At 70.0% G+C, this 18,071-nt stretch carries 15 protein-coding genes and 1 pseudogene; 4 read left to right on the top strand and 12 right to left on the bottom strand.

From position 1 onward, the window contains the following. Positions 1–367: 367 nt before the first annotated feature. Both GT354_RS39385 and GT354_RS39380 read left to right on the top strand, forming a co-directional pair. Entirely contained in the window at positions 368–520 is a 153-nt protein-coding gene (locus tag GT354_RS39385; protein ID WP_161361164.1) for a hypothetical protein, read from the top strand. 62 nt (positions 521–582) lie between these two features. Then, on the top strand, positions 583–1,470 hold the full coding sequence (locus GT354_RS39380) for a hypothetical protein (protein ID WP_161361163.1): 888 nt from the start codon (positions 583–585) through the stop codon (positions 1,468–1,470). On the opposite strand, the gene pgl is transcribed toward GT354_RS39380, so the two are convergent. The 6 genes from pgl to tkt all read right to left on the bottom strand — a co-directional run bounded on the left by pgl (position 1,385) and on the right by tkt (position 10,186). Next, on the bottom strand, positions 1,385–2,095 hold the full coding sequence (gene pgl / locus GT354_RS39375) for a 6-phosphogluconolactonase (protein ID WP_161361167.1): 711 nt from the start codon (positions 2,093–2,095) through the stop codon (positions 1,385–1,387). The genes GT354_RS39380 and pgl overlap by 86 nt on opposite strands. Positions 2,096–2,139: 44 nt before the next feature. Next, complete coding sequence (locus GT354_RS39370) at positions 2,140–3,450, bottom strand: glucose-6-phosphate dehydrogenase assembly protein OpcA (RefSeq protein WP_161361162.1); 1,311 nt, start codon at positions 3,448–3,450, stop codon at positions 2,140–2,142. Continuing rightward, positions 3,447–5,003 (bottom strand): glucose-6-phosphate dehydrogenase, encoded by a 1,557-nt coding sequence (zwf, locus tag GT354_RS39365; protein WP_161361161.1) that lies wholly within the window; start codon positions 5,001–5,003, stop codon positions 3,447–3,449. Before zwf ends, GT354_RS39370 begins: the two co-directional genes overlap by 4 nt. Beyond that, positions 5,000–6,679 (bottom strand): glucose-6-phosphate isomerase, encoded by a 1,680-nt coding sequence (locus tag GT354_RS39360; RefSeq protein WP_346012377.1) that lies wholly within the window; start codon positions 6,677–6,679, stop codon positions 5,000–5,002. Before GT354_RS39360 ends, zwf begins: the two co-directional genes overlap by 4 nt. A gap of 177 nt (positions 6,680–6,856) precedes the next feature. After that, positions 6,857–7,969, bottom strand: a complete 1,113-nt coding sequence (gene tal / locus GT354_RS39355) for a transaldolase (RefSeq protein ID WP_161361160.1) — start codon at positions 7,967–7,969, stop codon at positions 6,857–6,859. A 126-nt stretch (positions 7,970–8,095) separates the two neighbouring features. Continuing rightward, on the bottom strand, positions 8,096–10,186 hold the full coding sequence (gene tkt, locus GT354_RS39350; protein ID WP_161361159.1) for a transketolase: 2,091 nt from the start codon (positions 10,184–10,186) through the stop codon (positions 8,096–8,098). Positions 10,187–10,539: 353 nt separating this feature from the next. Here tkt and GT354_RS39345 point away from each other — a divergent pair, with 353 nt between their 5' ends. Next, entirely contained in the window at positions 10,540–11,484 is a 945-nt protein-coding gene (locus GT354_RS39345; RefSeq protein ID WP_161361158.1) for a heme o synthase, read from the top strand. A 102-nt stretch (positions 11,485–11,586) separates the two neighbouring features. After that, positions 11,587–11,943, top strand: a complete 357-nt coding sequence (locus GT354_RS39340) for a hypothetical protein (protein ID WP_161361157.1) — start codon at positions 11,587–11,589, stop codon at positions 11,941–11,943. Between the two features lie 109 nt (positions 11,944–12,052). Here the strand turns inward: GT354_RS39340 and GT354_RS39335 are convergent, their stop codons facing one another. From GT354_RS39335 to GT354_RS39310, 6 genes and pseudogenes are all read right to left on the bottom strand, one after another. Continuing rightward, positions 12,053–13,699: a glycogen debranching protein gene (locus GT354_RS39335; protein ID WP_202512796.1), complete on the bottom strand. Its 1,647-nt coding sequence runs from the start codon at positions 13,697–13,699 to the stop codon at positions 12,053–12,055. A 1-nt stretch (position 13,700) separates the two neighbouring features. Beyond that, a complete protein-coding gene (locus tag GT354_RS39330; RefSeq protein ID WP_161361156.1) occupies positions 13,701–14,540 on the bottom strand; it encodes a carbohydrate ABC transporter permease in 840 nt (279 codons plus the stop codon). A 15-nt stretch (positions 14,541–14,555) separates the two neighbouring features. Continuing rightward, complete coding sequence (locus tag GT354_RS39325; protein WP_161361155.1) at positions 14,556–15,512, bottom strand: sugar ABC transporter permease; 957 nt, start codon at positions 15,510–15,512, stop codon at positions 14,556–14,558. Positions 15,513–15,524: 12 nt separating this feature from the next. Further along, complete coding sequence (locus tag GT354_RS39320; protein WP_161361154.1) at positions 15,525–16,817, bottom strand: sugar ABC transporter substrate-binding protein; 1,293 nt, start codon at positions 16,815–16,817, stop codon at positions 15,525–15,527. Between the two features lie 63 nt (positions 16,818–16,880). Further along, positions 16,881–17,639, bottom strand: a complete 759-nt coding sequence (locus GT354_RS39315; RefSeq protein ID WP_161361153.1) for an SDR family NAD(P)-dependent oxidoreductase — start codon at positions 17,637–17,639, stop codon at positions 16,881–16,883. Next, positions 17,636–18,071 (bottom strand): annotated as a pseudogene (locus GT354_RS39310) (NAD(+)/NADH kinase); the annotation flags it as partial. The pseudogene GT354_RS39310 and the gene GT354_RS39315, both read right to left, overlap by 4 nt.

Raw genomic sequence — 18,071 nt, 5'->3', positions numbered from 1 at the left:
TCTCGCCGGCGAACCCACCCCGAGCCCCCTCCCCGCCCGCCGCTGCCAGCCGGTTTTCGACGAGCAACACCCCACCTCTCGCCGGGAAACCCAAGGCTCCTGACCGCCGGTGTGTCCGGGCCAGGGACGCCCCCGTCACCTGTCGCCCACCCGATAGCACAAAGCCACCCGCTGCCCACCAAAGCGCAAACGGCGGCCGAGAACACCCGCCCCCAACATCCGCACAGCGCGGGGAACCACGGGCAGCGAGAGGCAGCGTCTCGTGTGCTCACCGGGGTTGTGCCGCCGCGCTTCGAAGCGAGCGGTCGAGCGTATGCGCTAATTTGAGCGGCGCATCGACAGCACTCACTGCAATCGGGGGATCACCGTGGGGAAGATCGCCGACGCGCTGGATCCGAAAGGCGCGGCCTCGGCCGGTAAGGCGCTTCCGCAGGAGCCGCCCGTCAAGCTGCCGAGCACGGCGACGCCTCGGGCAGAGGCCGAACTCGGCACTTCCATACGCGAGATCACACGATTTTGAGGCCGCGACGACCCCGGCATACGTATCCCCGGCGCGAGCTCGGCAGCCTGGCCGCAGTTGCCGTGTTGATTTTGATCGTGAGCGGATGCTCGTCCCTGTTCGCCGGCGACACGTCGTCGGGGCCACCGGATCGGCGTGCCGACGTGCTGATTCCGGCAATCTTTCCCGACGTACTCGCGGGTGGGCGGGCGATGGAGTTGGACTCCGTCTTCGGCCTCGGCCACATGTACGAGGGGGAGGGCAGCGCAGGCCGCATCTGGAGCGGATCGTTGAATGTGCGGCTGATCATCAGCCGGTTCAAGAACGTCGGCGACGCGCGAAAGAACTTCGCGGGGTACGCCCCGCACAAGGTGAACGCCGAAGACTGGGGTGCCGGTGTGAAGCCGACCGTGATCAGTCCCTTCCAGGTCGGGGGTTCGAGCCAGGGACAGTTGGAGAGCCAACGGGGGCCGCACGCCGCCTCGGCCGACGAATGGCTCTACTGGGCGCGCTACGGCAAGTACGTCGTATTTGCCGAACTGCGTTTCGTCGGCGGTTGGTACGGCATCGAGGGGGTCACCCCCGAACAGGCGAAGCTCACTCTGGGGCCCCTCGACGCGCACATCCGTAGGCAACTCGACGCCGGCGCCGACCTGCACCCCGACCGCGAACCACCCGGTCCCACCACCCCCGCCAAACCGACCGGTTACGACCCCAACAGGACGTGGTGGACACCCGACCCGGACTGCACCACCCCTGCATCCACCCCTGACCCCAGGTACAAGGCAGGGCGGGAGCGCATTGCCCCCGCCCCGCCCCGCTCAACCTCAACCCAAACCCGACGCGACCCGACCCAACTCGACCCGACCCGGCTCGACCCGCCCGCTACTCCGTCAGGTTCGCCGCCGCTGCCCGGTCCAGCAGCCACAGCGTCGCGCCGGTGCCGAACGCGCCGGCTGCCGGGGTCTTGACCGCGTCTGCCGAGGCCCGTGCCGATGCCACCGCGTCGGCCTTGTCCTCGCCCGCTGCCAGCAGCCACACCTCGTGTGCGGCGCGGATCGCGGGGAAGGTCAAGGTGATTCGGGTCGGTGGGGGCTTGGGGGCGTCGCGGACCGCGAGCACCGTTCGCTCGGTCTCGGCCGTGGCCGGGAAGTCCGGGAACAGGGAGGCCACGTGCGTGTCCGGGCCGACTCCGAACATCGCCAGCGTGAAGGCCGGCACCAAAGCGCCCTCGGGCGCCGCCGCCGCAAGCTCCGCCGCGTAGCGGGCCGCGGCCGCGGCCACGTCGTCGCCGTCCGGGCCGTCGCTCGCCGGCATCGCGTGCACCAGTTCCTCGACCACCGGGACGGTGTTCAGCAATGCCTCGCGCGCCTGCGTCTCGTTGCGGTCGGCGTGGCCGGCCGGCAGGAAACGCTCGTCGCCCCACCAGATGTGCAGTCGGTCGAAGTCGATCGCGTTCAACGTGGGTGTCAGCGACAGTTCGTACAGCAACGCGTTGCCGTTGCGGCCACCGGTCAGCACGATGTGCGCGACATCGAACTCGGCCTGCGCGTCCGCGACCCGCTGGATCAGCCCGGTCGCCGCCGCCTTGGCCATCAGTGCCGTGTCGGCGTGTACCCGGACCGGTCCGTGCCCGGCGCTCACGCGTCGTCGCCCTTCTTCTTCGTCGCCGGCTTGCGCGGTGTGCGGGCCGCGGTCTTCTTCGTGGCAGCCGCCGACACCGTCTTGCGCGCCGACTTGGCCGCACTCGACGCCCGCTTGACCGGCGAAGCCTTGTCCGACGCGGCCCGAGCAGGCGAGGCCTGAGCAGGCGAGGCCTTGCCCGACGAGGCCTTGCCCGACGCCTTGCCCGCCGAATCACCGCCCGCCGAGCCCTCGTCCGCCGAACGCCCGTCCGACGTGTCCTTCAGCGGTGGCGCCTGGCCGAGTTCCTTGGCCCGCTTCGGTCGCCGGGCCTCGCCCTCGGTCTCCTCCTCCACGTCGGCCACCGGCGTCTGCGACCTCGGTTCCTCCGCGAACGAGCCCGACGCCGACGCCGGTTCGCGCGCCGCTTCCAGGGCGGCGCGTGCGAGCGTCGCCGCGTACACGTCGTCCGGGTCCAGCCGGCGCAGTTCCTCCGCAACCAGATCGGACGCCTCGCGGCGCTTGAGCGCGACCACGCGGTCCGGCTGACCGGGCGAGGACAGCGACGCCATCATGCCGTCCGGGCGGTCGACGACGATTTCGCCGTCCTTGGTCACGACGGTCACCGACGTGATGCCGGGGCCGTTGGTCTCCACCCGCTCGACGTCGATGCCGAGCCGGTCGGTGATCCACAGCGCGAGCAGTTCCGCACTCGGGTTGCCCGCCTTCGCGCCGACCTTCGCGCCCAGGATCGTGCTGTACTTCTGGTCCAGCGCCGCGGCCAGCAGGCTGCGCCACGGCGTCGTGCGCGTCCACGCCAGGTCGGTGTCCCCCGGTGTGTACGCGCTCGCGCGCAGCCGCAGCACGTCGGCCCGGCGCGGCGGAGCCGCGGCGTCGGTGACCCGTCGCGTGGCCAGCGCGCCGAGCAGGTCCTTGCTCGGCACCTCCGGCGCGCGTCCCGGCCACCACACCACGACCGGCGCGTCGGGCAGCAGCAGCGGCAGCACGACCGACTCGGCGTGGTCCGCCAACTCGCCGTGCAGGCGCAGCAGTACGGTCTCGCCGACGCCCGAGTCGCCGACCCGGACCTCGGCGTCCAGGCGCGGGGTGATCTCCGCGCCCGGGCGACCGATCACCACGAGGATGCGCGAGGGGTGCTCGCGGGCGGCCTCGCCCGCGGCCTTCATCGCGTCGTACTGGTTGGCCTCGTCGGTGACGATGACCAGAGTCAGGACCATGCCGAGGGTGGGGCTGCCCATGCCTCGGCGCGCCTCCACCAGGGCGGCGTTGATCTTGCTCGACTTGGTGTCCGTCAGATCGATCATCATGGGCGGCGCCAGCTCCGTCCGTCACGTGCGAGCATCTCGTCGGCCGCGTCGGGACCCCAGGTCCCGGACACGTAGGGTTCGGGCTTGCCGTGCTGCGCCCAGTGCTCCTCGATCGGGTCGAGGATCTTCCAGGACAGCTCGACCTCCTCGTGCCGCGGGAACAGCGGCGCGTCGCCGAGCAGGACGTCGAGCAGCAGTCGTTCGTACGCCTCCGGGCTCGACTCGGTGAACGACTCGCCGTACGCGAAGTCCATGTTGACGTCGCGCACCTCCATCGCGGTGCCGGGCACCTTGGAGCCGAATCGCACCGTCATGCCCTCGTCCGGCTGCACCCGGATGACCAGGGCGTTCTGTCCCAGCTCCTCGGTCGCGGTGGCGTCGAAGGGCAGGTGCGGGGCGCGCTGGAAGACGACCGCGATCTCGGTGACCCGGCGGCCCAGGCGCTTGCCGGCGCGCAGGTAGAACGGGACGCCCGCCCAGCGGCGGTTCTCGACCTCCAGCTTGATCGCCGCGTAGGTGTCGGTGCGCGAGTCCGGCGGGATGCCGTCCTCTTCGAGGTAGCCCTTGGCCAGTTCGCCGCCCTGCCAGCCGCGCGTGTACTGCGCGCGGACGGTGCCGCGCGAGAGGTCGTCGGGCAGCTTGACCGAGCTGAGCACCTTGATCTTCTCGGCCACGAGCGAGTCCGCGTCGAACGACATCGGCTCCTCCATGGCGATCAGCGCGAGGAGTTGCAGCAGGTGGTTTTGGATCACGTCGCGCGCGGCGCCGATGCCGTCGTAGTAGCCGGCCCGGCCGCCGATGCCGATGTCCTCGGCCATGGTGATCTGGATGTGGTCCACGTAGGAGCGGTTCCACAGCGGTTCGAACATCGTGTTGGCGAAGCGCAGCGCCATGATGTTCTGGACGGTTTCCTTGCCCAGGTAGTGGTCGATGCGAAAGACCGCTTCGGGCGGGAAGACCTCGTCGACGACCTTGTTCAGCTCGCGGGCGCTCTTGAGGTCGTGCCCGAACGGCTTCTCGATGACCACGCGGCGCCACGACTCGGCCTTGGGGTCGGCGAGCCCGTGCTCCTTGAGCTGGCGCACCACCTCGGGGAACGCCTTCGGCGGTACCGACAGGTAGAACGCGTGGTTGCCCTGGGTGCCCTGCTGCGCGTCGAGTTCGTCGATCGTCTGGCGCAGCTGGTCGAACGCCTTGCCGTCGTCGAACTCGCCCTGGACGAAACGGAAGCCCTCGGACAGTTGCTGCCACACCTCCTCGCGGAAGGGGGTGCGCGCGTGTTCCTTGACCGCTTCGTAGACGACCTGCGCGAAGTCCTGGTTCTCCCAGTCGCGTCGGGCGAAGCCGGTGAGCGCGAAGCCCGGCGGCAGCAGCCCGCGGTTGGCGAGGTCGTAGATCGCCGGCATCAGCTTCTTGCGGGACAGGTCGCCGGTGACGCCGAAGATGACCAGGCCCGACGGGCCCGCGATGCGCGGGAGGCGGCGGTCCTGGGGGTCGCGCAGCGGGTTGTCCGGCCACACGGCCGGCTTGGACTTGGTGGCCTTGGGGCTCATCGACCCGCTCCGTTCCCGAGGGCGCGGGCGGCGGTGAGGAGTTGCTCCAGGCCGGCCGCGCGGTCGGTCAGGTGCAACCGCAGTACGGGCCGCCGGCGCGACGTGATGGCGCCGAGGTCGCCGAGCGCCTGGGCCATCTGGAGCCGACCGAAGGTGTACGGCTTCGCGGGCACCTCCAGGTCCTCGGTGACGGCGCCGGTGAGCTGGAGGAAGACGCCCACCGCGGGGCCGCCCTTGTGGAACTGGCCGGTCGAGTGCAGGAAGCGCGGGGCCCAGCCGAAGGTGACCTGCTCGCCGGTCAGTGCCTCGGCGAGCAGCGGCCGCACCTGCGGCGCGGCCGTGTCGCCGAGCCGGTCGAGGTAGGCCATCACGGCCACGTAGCCGTTGTCGGGCACCGTCGCCAGCAGCGCGCGCAGCGCACCGGTGAGGTCGCTCGCGCCGTCGAGCAGTTCGGCGTCGCCGTGCACCTGCACCGCGCCGTCGGTGAACGCCGGCTCGCCCTCGGGCAGCGGGCCGTCGCCCGAACGCTCCAGCAGGGCGCCGGTGTTGTCCTTGGACTCCTGCACGTTCGGCTGGTCGAACGGGTCGATGCCGATGACCCGGCCGGCGACCGCCGTCGCGTACTCCCACAGCAGCAACTGCGCGCCCAGCGGGCCGGATACCCGCAGGTCGGCGTCGGGGCGGTCGATGCTCTCGTCGCCGATCACCACGCGTACGGCGTCGCCGCCCACCGAGCGGGCGAAGCCCGGCGCGTCGACGCCCTCGACCACGACCGGCAGGATGCCGCGGCCCTGCTTGCCGGTGGACTCGGCGACGAGCTGTTCGGCCCAGTCGCCGAAGCCCACGATGTCACCGGTGTCGGCGAGCACGAGCTTGTCCCGGCCGTGGTTGGCCGCGGCGCCGAGCACGGCGCCGAGCAGGAGGCCGGGGTTGTCCTGGTCCTCGGACAGCGACGGCGCGAGCGCCGCGGCGTCGTCGAGGAGCGCTTCGACGTCGACGCCGGCCAGCGCGCTGGGCACCAGGCCGAACGCGGTCAGCGCCGAGTAGCGCCCGCCGACGTTGGGGTCCGCGAGGACCACGTGGTAGCCGGCGTTGCGCGCGGTGTTCTCCAGCGGCGAGCCCGGGTCGGTCACGATCACGATCCGCCGGGAGAGCTGTTCGTTGGTCAACCCCTCGTCCAGGAAGGCCTGTTCGAAGGCGCGGCGGTGGCTGTCGGTCTCGACGGTGCCGCCGCTCTTGCTGGAGACGACCACGACGGTGCGCTCCAGGTCCTCGCCGAGTGCGCGGCGGACCTGCTGCGGGTCGGTGGTGTCGAGCACGGTCAGCGGCTTGCCGTAGGTCGCCGTGATGACCTCGGGCGCGAGCGAGGAGCCGCCCATGCCGGCGAGGACCACGTGGTCCAGGCCCTCGGCGCGCAGGCTTTCGCGCAGCTCGGCGAGCTGGGGCAGGAGCGCGCGCGAGGAGGCGGGCAGGTCCACCCATCCCAGTCGGATCGCGGCCGTGGATTCGGCGTCCGGGCCCCAAAGGGTCGCGTCGGACGCCGCGAGGCGCGCGGGCACCTTGTCCACGACGCAGGCGGTGATGACTTCGGCGACGGCGGCAGCGTGCGAGAGATCACCGGAAACGGTGACGTCCACGCCGCCGGCGGTCACGCGTTCGTCGTTTGCGTGTACCACGGGCGGTCAGCCCTCCTATTTATGGGGTGGGAGTGTGCTGAAATCATGCCCTGATTGCGTGGAGTATCCGTCCCGTCGCCGCCGAACGGGTCACATTCGGCGGCGACGGGACAAACGGTGCTGCGGGTGGGGTCACGATCGACCGAGGGAGGTCGACCGCCGCACGGCGCGGGTGGTTCAGTCCTTGGCGAGCCGGTCCAGCTCGCCCTGGACGGACGCGAGCAGCTCGTTCCAGGAGGTCTCGAACTTCTCGACGCCCTCCTCCTCCAACAGGTCGACGACCTCGTCGTAGGAGATGCCGAGCTTGGCGATGGCGTCCAGGTCGGCCCGGGCCGCCTCGTAGGTGCCGTGCACCGTGTCGCCGGTGATCTTGCCTTCGGCGGCGACGGCTTCCATGGTCGCCTCGGGCATCGTGTTGACGGTGCCCTTCACGACCAGGTCGTCCACGTACATCGTGGAGCGGTAGGAGGGGTCCTTGACGCCGGTCGAGGCCCACAGCGGACGCTGCGGTCGGGCGCCCGCGGCGGCGAGGGCCGCCCAGCGGTCGGTCCCGAAGACCTCTTCGTACGCCTGGTAGGCGAGTCGCGCGTTGGCGACGGCGGCCTTGCCGGCGAGGGCCTTCGCCTCGTCGGTGCCGATCTCCTTGAGCCGCTTGTCGATCTCGGTGTCCACGCGGGAGACGAAGAACGACGCGACGGATTCGATCTTGGAGATGTCCTTGCCGGTCGCGCGGGCGCGCTCCAGGCCCTCCAGGTACGCCTCCATGACCTCGCGGTAGCGGGCCAGCGAGAAGATCAGCGTCACGTTGACGCTGATGCCCTCGGCGAGTGCCTGCGAGATCGCGGGCAGCCCGGCCTTGGTCGCGGGGATCTTGACGAACAGGTTCGGCCGGTCGACGAGCCACCACAGCTGGCGGGCCTCGGCGCTGGTCGGCTCGCTGTTGTGCGCGAGGCGCGGGTCGACCTCGATCGAGACCCGGCCGTCGAGACCGTCGGTGGCGTCGTAGACCGGGCGCAGCACGTCGCACGCTTCGCGCACGTCGGCCGTGGTGATCATCCGGACGGCCTCTTCGACGGTGACGCCACGCACGGCGAGATCACGCAGTTGCGGGTCGTAGATGTCGTTGCCCGAGATGGCCTTCTGGAAGATCGCCGGGTTCGTGGTGACGCCGACGACGCCGCTGTCGCGGACCAGGTCCTTCAGGTTGCCGGATTCCAGCCGCGCCCGGCTCAGGTCGTCGAGCCACACGGCCACGCCCTCGGCGGACAGGCGACGCAGGGGTTCCGTCATGACAGGTTGCTCCTTTTCGAGTCGGAGGCCGGTTTCCGGCGACCTCGTGGGGCCGGGGCCGGCCCCCGGTGCGGGGGCGTCGGCCGGGGATTTCCGGCCGGCGCCCCCGCAGGGGTACTGAAACGTTCAGCTACCGGCGTGGGCGAGAGATTCCCGCGCGGCCGAGACGACGGCCTCGTGGGTGAGCCCGAACTCCGCGAAGAGCTTCTTGTAGTCGGCCGACGCGCCGAAGTGCTCCAGCGAGACGATCCGGCCGTTGTCGCCGACCAGATCGCGCCAACCCTGGGCGATACCGGCCTCGACCGATACCCGCGCCTTGATCGACGGCGGCAGGACCTTCTCCCGGTACGCCTGCTCCTGCTCGTTGAACCACTCGACACACGGCATCGACACGACCCGGGTCGGCACGCCCTCGGCTTCGAGCACCTCGCGCGCGGCGACGGCCATCTGCACCTCGGAGCCGGTGCCCATCAGGATCAGTTCGGGGATCCCGCTGGACGCCTCGACCAGGACGTAGCCGCCGTGCGCGACGCCTTCGGCCGAGTTGAACTCGGTGCGGTCCCACGTCGGTACGTCCTGGCGGGTGAGCAGGATGCCCGCGGGGCGGTCCGTGGTCTCCAGGATCTTGCGCCACGCCACCGCGACCTCGTTCGCGTCCGCGGGGCGGACCACGTCGAGACCGGGGATCGCGCGCAGTGCGGCGATGTGCTCGATCGGCTGGTGGGTGGGGCCGTCCTCGCCGAGGCCGATCGAGTCGTGCGTCCACACGTAGGTGGTCGGCAGTTTCATCAGCGCGGCCAGTCGCACGGCCGGGCGCATGTAGTCGCTGAACACCAGGAACGTGCCGCCGTAGATGCGGGTCCCGCCGTGCAGGGCGATGCCGTTCATGGTCGAGCCCATGGCGTGCTCGCGGATGCCCCAGTGCACGGTGCGGCCGTACGGGCTCGCGCCCGTGAGGGGGTTGCCCTCGGGCAGGAACGAACTGCCTTCGTCGATCGTGGTGTTGTTCGACTCCGCGAGGTCGGCCGAGCCGCCCCACAGTTCCGGGATCACCGCGCCGAGCGCGGCGAGCACCTTGCCGGACGCCTTGCGGGTCGCGACCGGCTTGCCGGCCTCGAACTCCGGCAGCGCCTTCTCCCAGCCGTCGGGCAGCCGACGGGCGCCGATCCGGGCGTGCTCGGCGGCGCGCTCGGGGTTGGTCTCGGCCCACTTGGCGAACGCGTTCTTCCAGTCGGCGTGCGCCTCGCGACCGCGGTCGACGACCTTGCGGGCGTGCGCGAGCACGTCGTCGCCGATCTCGAACTTCTGCTCCGGGTCGAAGCCCAGCACCTTCTTGGTCGCCGCGACCTCGGCGTCGCCCAGTGCCGCGCCGTGCGCCTTGCCGGTGTTCTGCGCGTTCGGCGCGGGCCACGCGATGATCGTGCGCAGGCCGATCATCGTCGGGCGCCCGGTCTCGGCCTTGCCGGCTTCGAGCGCCGCGTGCAGCGCCCGGACGTCGATGTCGCCGTCGGCCTGCGGCTCGACGCGGATGGTGTGCCACCCGTAGGCCGCGTAGCGCGCGAGCACGTCCTCGCTGAACGCGGTCTCGGTGTCGCCTTCGATCGAGATGTGGTTGTCGTCGTAGACCACCACGAGGTTGCCGAGCTTTTGGTGGCCGGCGAGCGAGCTGGCCTCGGAGGAGATGCCCTCTTCGAGGTCGCCGTCGGAGGCGATCGCCCAGATGGTGTGGTCGAACGGGGACGTGCCGGGGGCCGCGTCCGGGTCGAACAGACCACGCTCGTAGCGTGCGGCCATCGCCATGCCGACCGCGTTGCCCACGCCCTGGCCGAGCGGCCCGGTGGTGGTCTCGACGCCGGCGGTGTGGCCGTGCTCGGGGTGACCCGGGGTACGACTGCCCCACGTGCGGAACGACTTGAGGTCGTCCAGCGTCAGGCCGTAGCCCGACAGGTAGAGCTGCGTGTACAGGGTCAGGCTGGTGTGGCCGGGCGACAGCACGAAGCGGTCGCGGCCGGTCCAGTCCGGATCGGTCGGGTCGTGGCGCAGGAACTTCTGCCAGATGAGGTAGGCCGCGGGGGCCAGGCTCATGGCCGTTCCGGGGTGGCCGTTACCGACCTTCTGAACTGCGTCCATCGCAAGGACGCGAGCGGTGTCGACCGCGCGCTTGTCGAGGTCGCTCCACTCGAGAGAGCTGTTGTCGGGGGTCGGCTTGGTGCTCACCCTGGTCAGGGCTCCTTCCGGGTCTCTCCGGGTTTGGGCCGAAAATCGGCGGACTCGGGGCGTCGCCCCGGCGCCTCAGGCACACGGCTGAGCCTACCGGGGGTGGGATCGTCCCTCGCTCGGTGGACGGCCACCCGGGTGGTGACGTTCGCCGTATGGACAGATGGCGCTTCCGTCCCCGCTACCCGACGGCGCGGCAGGCATGCCCCGGAGGCTTTGCGCCCCTGGTGAGGGACTACAGTTTCCTGCTAGTGGCGCGGGCCTCGACAACCCGACACCACTGGTTATTGACGAGCAAACCGGCTTCCGGGCGGCACCCGGTCCCGGCCGAAAACGCTGCTGATGGGGTGTTCGTGACAGCCGTCGAATCCCGACCGGCCGGGCTCGCGGGAAACGTGCCTGCCGGCGCGCGCCCGCCGATGGCCCGGGTTCTCGCATTCGTGGCCCTCACCAAGCCGCGCATCATCGAACTCCTGCTGATCAGCACGATTCCGGTGATGTTCCTGGCGGCGCACGGCCTGCCCGACCTCGGTCTCGTTCTGCTCGTGGTGTTCGGTGGTTACCTTTCGGCCGGCAGCGCCAACGCTTTCAACATGTACATCGACCGCGACATCGACCGGTTGATGCATCGCACCGAGCGGCGTCCGCTGGTCACCGGGATGGTCTCGCCGCGCGAGTCGATCGTGTTCGCGAGCGCGCTCGGGGTGATCTCGACGGCGTGGTTCTGGTTCCTGGTCAACCCGCTGTCGGCGGCGCTCTCGGTCTTCGCGATCTTCTACTACGTCGTCGTGTACACGATGCTGCTCAAGCGGCGCACGCCGCAGAACATCGTGTGGGGCGGTATCGCGGGCTGCATGCAGGTGTTGATCGGCTGGACGGCCGTGACGAACTCGCTCGACTGGGCGCCGTTCGTGCTGTTCGCGGTGATCTTCTTCTGGACGCCGCCGCATTATTGGCCGTTGTCGATGAAGTTCAGCGACGACTACAGCAACGCCGGTGTGCCGATGCTTCCGGTCGTGGCCGGCAACAAGGTCGTGGCCAATCAGATCGTGGTCTACAGCTGGGTCATGGTCGCGGTGTCGATGCTCCTGTGGCCGGCCGCCGACACCGGTCCGCTCTACCCGATCGCCGCGGCGATCCTGGGCATCGCGTGGCTGTGGGAGGCGCACGGTCTCCAGCGCCGCGCCAAGGCCGAGGCCACGGGTGCGGGGCTCAAGGAAATGCGCCTGTTCCACTGGTCGATCACCTACCTGACGCTGCTGTTCGTCGCGGTGGCCGTGGACCCGCTGCTGTTCTGATCGAGGCACTCGATTCGGAAGGCGGGGAAGGTCGAGGAAACCCGAAGGGTGTTTCCTCACCTCGGCCCCGGATCGTACGCGTGCGTCGGTAGTGTGGATTTCATGACTGAGACCACGACGGCTACGCCTGAGACGCCCGGTAACGCGGACGCGCGGGTCGAGCGACAGGTGCGCAGGATCTCCAAGCACATTCGGCGCTTCACCGACGCGCACGGCGGTGGCGGGGACGCCGTCGTGGAGTTCGTCGGTCGCGATGCGACCCGGATCGTGATCGTGGCCGGCGACGGCATGTGGGCCGATCAGGTGGTGCGCAGCCCCGACATCGCCCGCCTCGCGGTCGCGCAGGCCGGCCTGACGCTGCACGAGGAGTTTCCCAACGACCTCGCGGCGAAGGTGAAGACGACGAAGTACGAGTGGTCTCGGATGGCCGGTCTTCAGCTGGGCGGCTCGCCGGGCTGAGCGCTCGGGGGCGATGCGCGGCGGTGGAGCGATACCTGACAGTGGAGCTGTACGTGACAGTGGGACGGGCGCCGGTCGGCGTCCGTCCCACTGGCGTATGTGGGTGCGGTCAGCGGCGGGCCAGGTCCGTGAACAGGGCGCTGGACCAGCCGAATCCGCTGGTCGCGCGGTTGGCGCGGCGGCCGGTGAGCGGGTTCCAGTACTCGTACAGTCCGCCGCCGTCGGCGACCATCCGCAGCGTGCGCTCGGTCAGTTCGGCGGCGACGTCGGGGCGGTCGGAGCGGCGTAGGCCCTCGATCAGCAGGTAGTTGACGTTGAGCCAGACCGGGCCGCGCCACATCGCGTCCGGGTCGAAGGCGGGGTCGTCGAAGGCGACCGTGGGCACCGGGCGTTCGCCCCAGAAGCTCGGCGAGAGCAGGTCGGCGACCAGGTGGTCGACGATGTCCTTCGGCAGGCGTCCGGTGAGCAGCGGCATCAGGTCCAGGGCGGTGCGCACCGCGACGGTGCGGCCGGCCGAGAGTGTGGTGAAGCGGGTGCCGGTCCAGCGTCGGGCGACCAGGAGGTCGGTGTGCTCGGCGGCTCGGGTGCGCCAGCTCGCGGCGTCGTCGTCGCGGCCGAGGGCTTCGGCGATGTCGCCCAGGACGTCGAACTGGAGCGCCAGGTAGGCGTTGAGGTCGGGGGGTTCGGCCCGGGGGCCGTAGTCCCAGACGGGGCTGTCGTCGAGGCCGCTGGAGTAGGGGTGCAGGTATTCGGCGAGTCCGTCGCCGTCGGGGTCGGAGGCGGTCAGCCACCACTGTTGGGAGCGGACGATCGGCTCGTAGACCTCGGCCAGGAAGGCGAGGTCGGGGGCCACTTCGTGGATCTTCCACACCGCCCACGCGGTGAGCGGCGGCTTGGTCACCGGGACCGGGGCGTCCGGGGTCGAAGTGCGAGAGGGGCTCTCGGCCAGGGCTTGGCCTACGTGTTCGGCCAGGCGTTCGCGGTCGGAGCGGGGCAGGTCGGTGGTCTCGGTGAGCACGCCCTCGTCGTGCACGACGTCGGGGATCAGGCCGTCGGGGCGCTGGTGGGCCAGCAGGATGCGGATCTGGTCGCGGGCCAGTTCCGGGTCGGCGTGGCGCAGCGCGACGGTGTGGAAGTAGGCGTCCCAGTTCCATACGCCCACGTAGCCGTAGCGCGAGGGGACGAGCCCTTCGCGGCCGGCCGCGGCCCCGATCGGCAGCAGGTTCACCGCGAGCGTCCACCACGCCATGACCGCCCGCTCGCGCAGTTCCTCGCGCACGGCCGGCATCCGCTCGAACCAGGCCGCCCAGCGGGCCCGGGCGGCCTCGGTCACGGCGGCGGCGTCCGGGGCCGGCCCTTCCCCCACCAGGACGAGGCAGCCGTCGATGTCCGCGGCCTCGCCATGGTCCCAGTGCGCGCGGGCCCCGTGGCCGGTGAGCACGAGGGTGTCCGGGTCGGCGAAGACCAGGTTCACCCCGCCCTCGAAGGCGATCCGGTCCGCGCGGGCGCGGCGCACCGGCAGTTGGGCCCCGGTCGCGGAGACCACCCGCAGCCCGGTGAGCACGGTCGTGTCGCTCAGCCGGCGTTCGTACTCGGAGCGGGCGATCCACAGGCTGCCGTCGTCGTGCGCCATCACCAGCAGTCGTGAGCCGCGGTCGGTGAACGGCCGCTCCCGCAGGTCGAGATCGAGCAGGTCCAGGGGAGGCGGGCCGGAAGGCCGCACGTTCGAAGGCCGCACGTTCGAAGACTCCGGCATGTCAGCGTCCTCCCAGGCCGGATGCGGCCATGCTGTTGATGATCTTGCGTTGGCCGATCAGGAACACGATCAGCATCGGCACCACCGAGATGGTCGACGCGGCGAGCACCAGACCGAAGTTCAGCCCGCCGTGCTGTCCCTTGAACGAGGCGAGCAGCATCGGGACGGTGAAGTTCTCCTCGGAGTTGAGGAACACCAACGGGATCAGGAAGCTGTTCCAACTGGCGAGGAAGACGATGATCCCCAGGGCCGCCATGCCGGGCTTGACGTTGGGCAGCACGATCCGGGTGAACACCGTCCAGCGGTTCGCGCCGTCGAGCCGGGCCGCCTCCTCCAGTTCGACCGGGACCGACCGGATGAACTGGCGCATCATGAAGACCGCGAACGGGTTCGCGATGGCCGGCACGATCAGGGCCAGGTGGGTGTCGATCCAGCCGAAGTGCGACAGCATGATGTACAGCGGCACCATGGTGACCTGCGACGGCACCATCTGGGTGACCAGGAACAACACGAACAGGGTCCGCGAGAGCGGGAATTCGATCCTGGTGAACGCGTAGGCCGCCATCGACGCGGTCAGCAGCGTGGCCACCACCGTGATCGTGGCGATGTAGAAGCTGTTCCAGTACGCGCGCCCGAACGGCATCGCGTCCAGCGCGTCGGGGAAGTTGCTCGGTGTCCACGGATCGGGCAGCCACCCCAGCGGGTCGTGGATCATCTGGCTCTCGCCCTTGAAGGCGGTCGACACCATCCACAGGAACGGGAACAACATCAGCAGCCCGCCGCAGACGAGCAGGGCGTGCAGGGCGATACCGCCGATGCGGCGGCGTACGAAGGCGACCATCACACGACCCTCCTCTTACGACTCGTAGTGGACGAAGCGCTTCTGCAACCTGAACTGGGCAAGGGTCACCACGATCGTCATGATCGTCAGCATCAGTGCCGCGGCACTGCTGACGCCGAATTCGAACTTCTTGAAGCCCAGGTCGTAGACCTCGAACACGATCGTGCGCGCGCCCTCGTTGACGGACGGATTCACGAGCACGTAGATCTGGTCGAAGGCCTGGAACGAGCTGATCACCGCGATCACGAAGGAGAAGAAGATCGTCGGCGACAACAGCGGCAGGGTGATGTGTCGAAAGACCCGCAGCGGTCCCGCGCCGTCGATCCGGGCGACCTCGCCCAGGTGCGCGGGGATCGCCTGGAGCCCGGCCAGGAAGATCACCACGTTGAGGCCGACCGAGGACCAGATGGTCACCGCGGCGATCGCGACCATCACCCAGTTCGGGTCGTCGAGCCAGTCGGGCAACGTGATGCCGAACCAGTCGTGCACGGTGTTGTTGAGCATGCCCAGGTCACCGCTGGCCAGGATGATCTGCCAGATCACCGAGACGGCCACCGAACTGGTGACCACCGGGAGGAAGTAGACCATCCGGTAGATCGTCTTGCCGCGCACGTTGTTGAGCGCGAGCGCGATCAGCAACGCGAGGGCCAGCCCGGCGGGCACGGTGAGCAGGCCCAGGGTGAGGGTGTTGGTGACCGCGTCCCGGAAGTGGGGGTCGGAGAGCTCGGTCTTGAAGTTGGCCAGGCCCACCCACGACTTCTCGCCCAGGCCGTCCCACTTCATGAACGCGAGCACGATCGCGAAGCCGAACGGTACGAGGGTGAAGGTCACGAGTGCGGCCAACTGCGGGCCCAGGAAGAAGGCGGCCCACCAGCGTTCCTTACGGCGCCGGGCGCGCAGGCTCCGGTGGGTGGTCTTGGCGTCGGACGGCCGCCGTGCTGCGGTCGGCCGGTCGAGCGTCGGCGTGGTCACGGCGGCCCCCGATCAGCCGAGTTTGCCGGAGACGAGCGCGTTCAGGTCGGTCATCTCCTGGTCGAACCCGACCTTGCCGGTCCACAGCTTCATCAGCGAGTCGTTGATGTTCGCGGTCAGGTCCGGGACGGCCGCCTCTTGCGGGTAGTTGGCGTAGCCCTTGTCGCGGGTGTCGACGAAGGTCTGCGCGTGCGCCGGGTAGCCCTCCATGACCACGCTCTCGGCACCCTTGATCGAGGGGACCGCGTTGCCGCCGCCCTTGAGGCGCAGCGTCTGGCCTTCCTTGGAGACGAACTCGGACAGGAACGTCCAGGCCGCGTCGGCCTTCTTGGAGTCCTTGTTCAGCGCGAGGAAGGACGTGGCCACCGCCGACGGGGCCGGCGCGCCGGTCTCCGACGGGAAGGGCACGATGTCGTAGTTGTCCTTGTCGCCCTTCATCACGGTGTCGATCATGTAGCGACCGCTCGCGACGAACCCGACCTTGTGCTTGATGAACTGCACTTCGACGCCGTTGCCCTTGGGCAGGTTGTCGGCGACCAGGAAGGTCTTGTCCTGGTAGCCCTCGGCGAGCGTCTTGAGCGCCTGGCGCGACTTGGGGTCGGTGGTGGCGACGAACTTCCCGCCGTCGTAGACCTTGCCGCCGGAGCCGTTGATCATGCTGTAGGTCGAGCCGTACCAGTTGTAGAAGATCGAGCCGGCCTTGTCCGCGGCCTTGAGCTTGGCGTTCATGGCCAGGAACGTGGACATGGTCCAGGTGCCCTGCGCGTGCAGCGTGGCCGGGTCGTCGGTGATGCCGGCGTCCTTGAGGGCCTGCTTGTCGTACCAAAGCACCTCGGGATTGGCGTCGTTGGGTATCCCGAAGATCCGGTCGCCCTTCTTCGCCCCGCCGTACAGCCCTTCGACGAAGTCCGCCGGCTTGGCCTTGCTGTCGGGCGCCGCCATCCGTGCGTCGAGCGGCGCGACGACCCCGGCGGAGACGAACTTGCCGATGAAGTCGTCACCGACGTAGAAGACGTCGGGCGCCGTCTTGGAGGAGAGCTGGGTGAGCAGCTTGGCGTGGTAGTCGCCGTAGGAGGGCACCGCCTGGAGGGTCACCTTGATGTCCGGGTGACGCTTTTGGAAGTCCTTGTCGAACTCCTTGAAGCGTTCGAGTTCCTCGGGTGAGCCCCAGGTCGACCAGGTGATCTCGGTCTTGCCGGAGCCGGAGCCGGAACCGCCGCTGCCACTGCCGCAGCCTGCGGTCGCGGCGAGGGCGGCGAACGCGGCCAGCGCGGACGCGGTTCTCGCGGTACGGGAAAATGACACGGGGTGCCTCCGGGGGGAAAGAGCGCGAAGCGGGCATGGGGGACGTGCACGAGCGAACGACGGTCAGGCGAGTCCGCCGCCGTCGACGATCAGCGCGGTGCCGGTGACGAAGCTGGACGCGTCGCTCGCCAGGAACAGGACCGCCTTGGCGATCTCCTCGGGTGTCCCCGAGCGGCCCATCGGCCGGTCGGCGGCGTCGGCCTCGAACGCGGCCCAGTCCTCGGCGAGTTGCCGGGCCTCCTCGCGCAGCATCGGGGTGTCGGTGTCGCCGGGGTTGACCGAGTTGACCCGTATGCCGGCGGCGGCGTGGTCGATCGCGAGCGCGCGGGTCATGTTGACCACGGCGGCCTTGGACGCGCAGTACGAGATCGCGTTGCCACCGCCCTTGAGGCCCCAGCCGGAACCGGTGTTGACGATCGAACCGCCGTGCGTCATCGCGGGGATGGCGTGCTTGCACATCAGGAAGACCGAGCGCACGTTGACCGCCATCACCCGGTCCCACTCGTCCACGGACGTGCCGATGGCGTCCGCACGGCGGATGATGCCCGCGTTGTTGAACAGCACGTGCAGGGCGCCGAATTCGGCGACGGCCGCGGCCACCACGGCCGTGCAGTCCGCCTCGGCGGAGACGTCGGCGGTGACCGCGATCGCCCGGCCGCCCTGCGCGATGATCTCCTTCGCGGTACGCTCCGCGCCGGCCGCGTCGATGTCGGCGACCACGACGGCCGCGCCCTCGCGGGCGAACATCAACGCGGTGGCGCGGCCGATGCCCGATGCCGAACCGGTGACGATCGAGACCTTGTCGTGCAGAACACCGCTCATCGGTGGAACTCCTCGCTTGCGGGGACGATTCGACAGGGCACGCTCTCGTGCCGACCCGTGACGACGTGGACGTAGCCGGACAGGCTTTCGTCCACCGCGACGTCGCCGGTGTCGGCGAGCAGCGGCCGGCCCTGGAGGGCCACGAGTTTGGACCTGGTGGCGAGCACGGTCAGCGTGCTCACGTGGGCGAGCACCCGGGGGCTGAGCTGCTGGTTGCCCCGGCCCAGGACGAACCCCTGACCGCCGATGACCGACACGACGGCCTCGGCGCGGTGGCCGTCGATCAGGTCGAGCAGCGCGCGTTCGCTCACGTCGGCGCCGAGCAGCGCGCCGTCGGCGATCACGTCGACGCCCAGGAGGGTGCCGTCGACCCCGAGCGCGCGGGCGACGGCCATCGTGGTGGCGCCGGGCCCGAGCAGGTAGCGCACGCCC

It is taken from the genome of Streptomyces sp. SID3343 (genome assembly GCF_009865215.1).
GTDB lineage: Bacteria > Actinomycetota > Actinomycetes > Streptomycetales > Streptomycetaceae > Embleya.
Note: the sequence above shows the minus strand (reverse complement) of the source record. Positions and strands in the feature narration are given on the sequence as shown.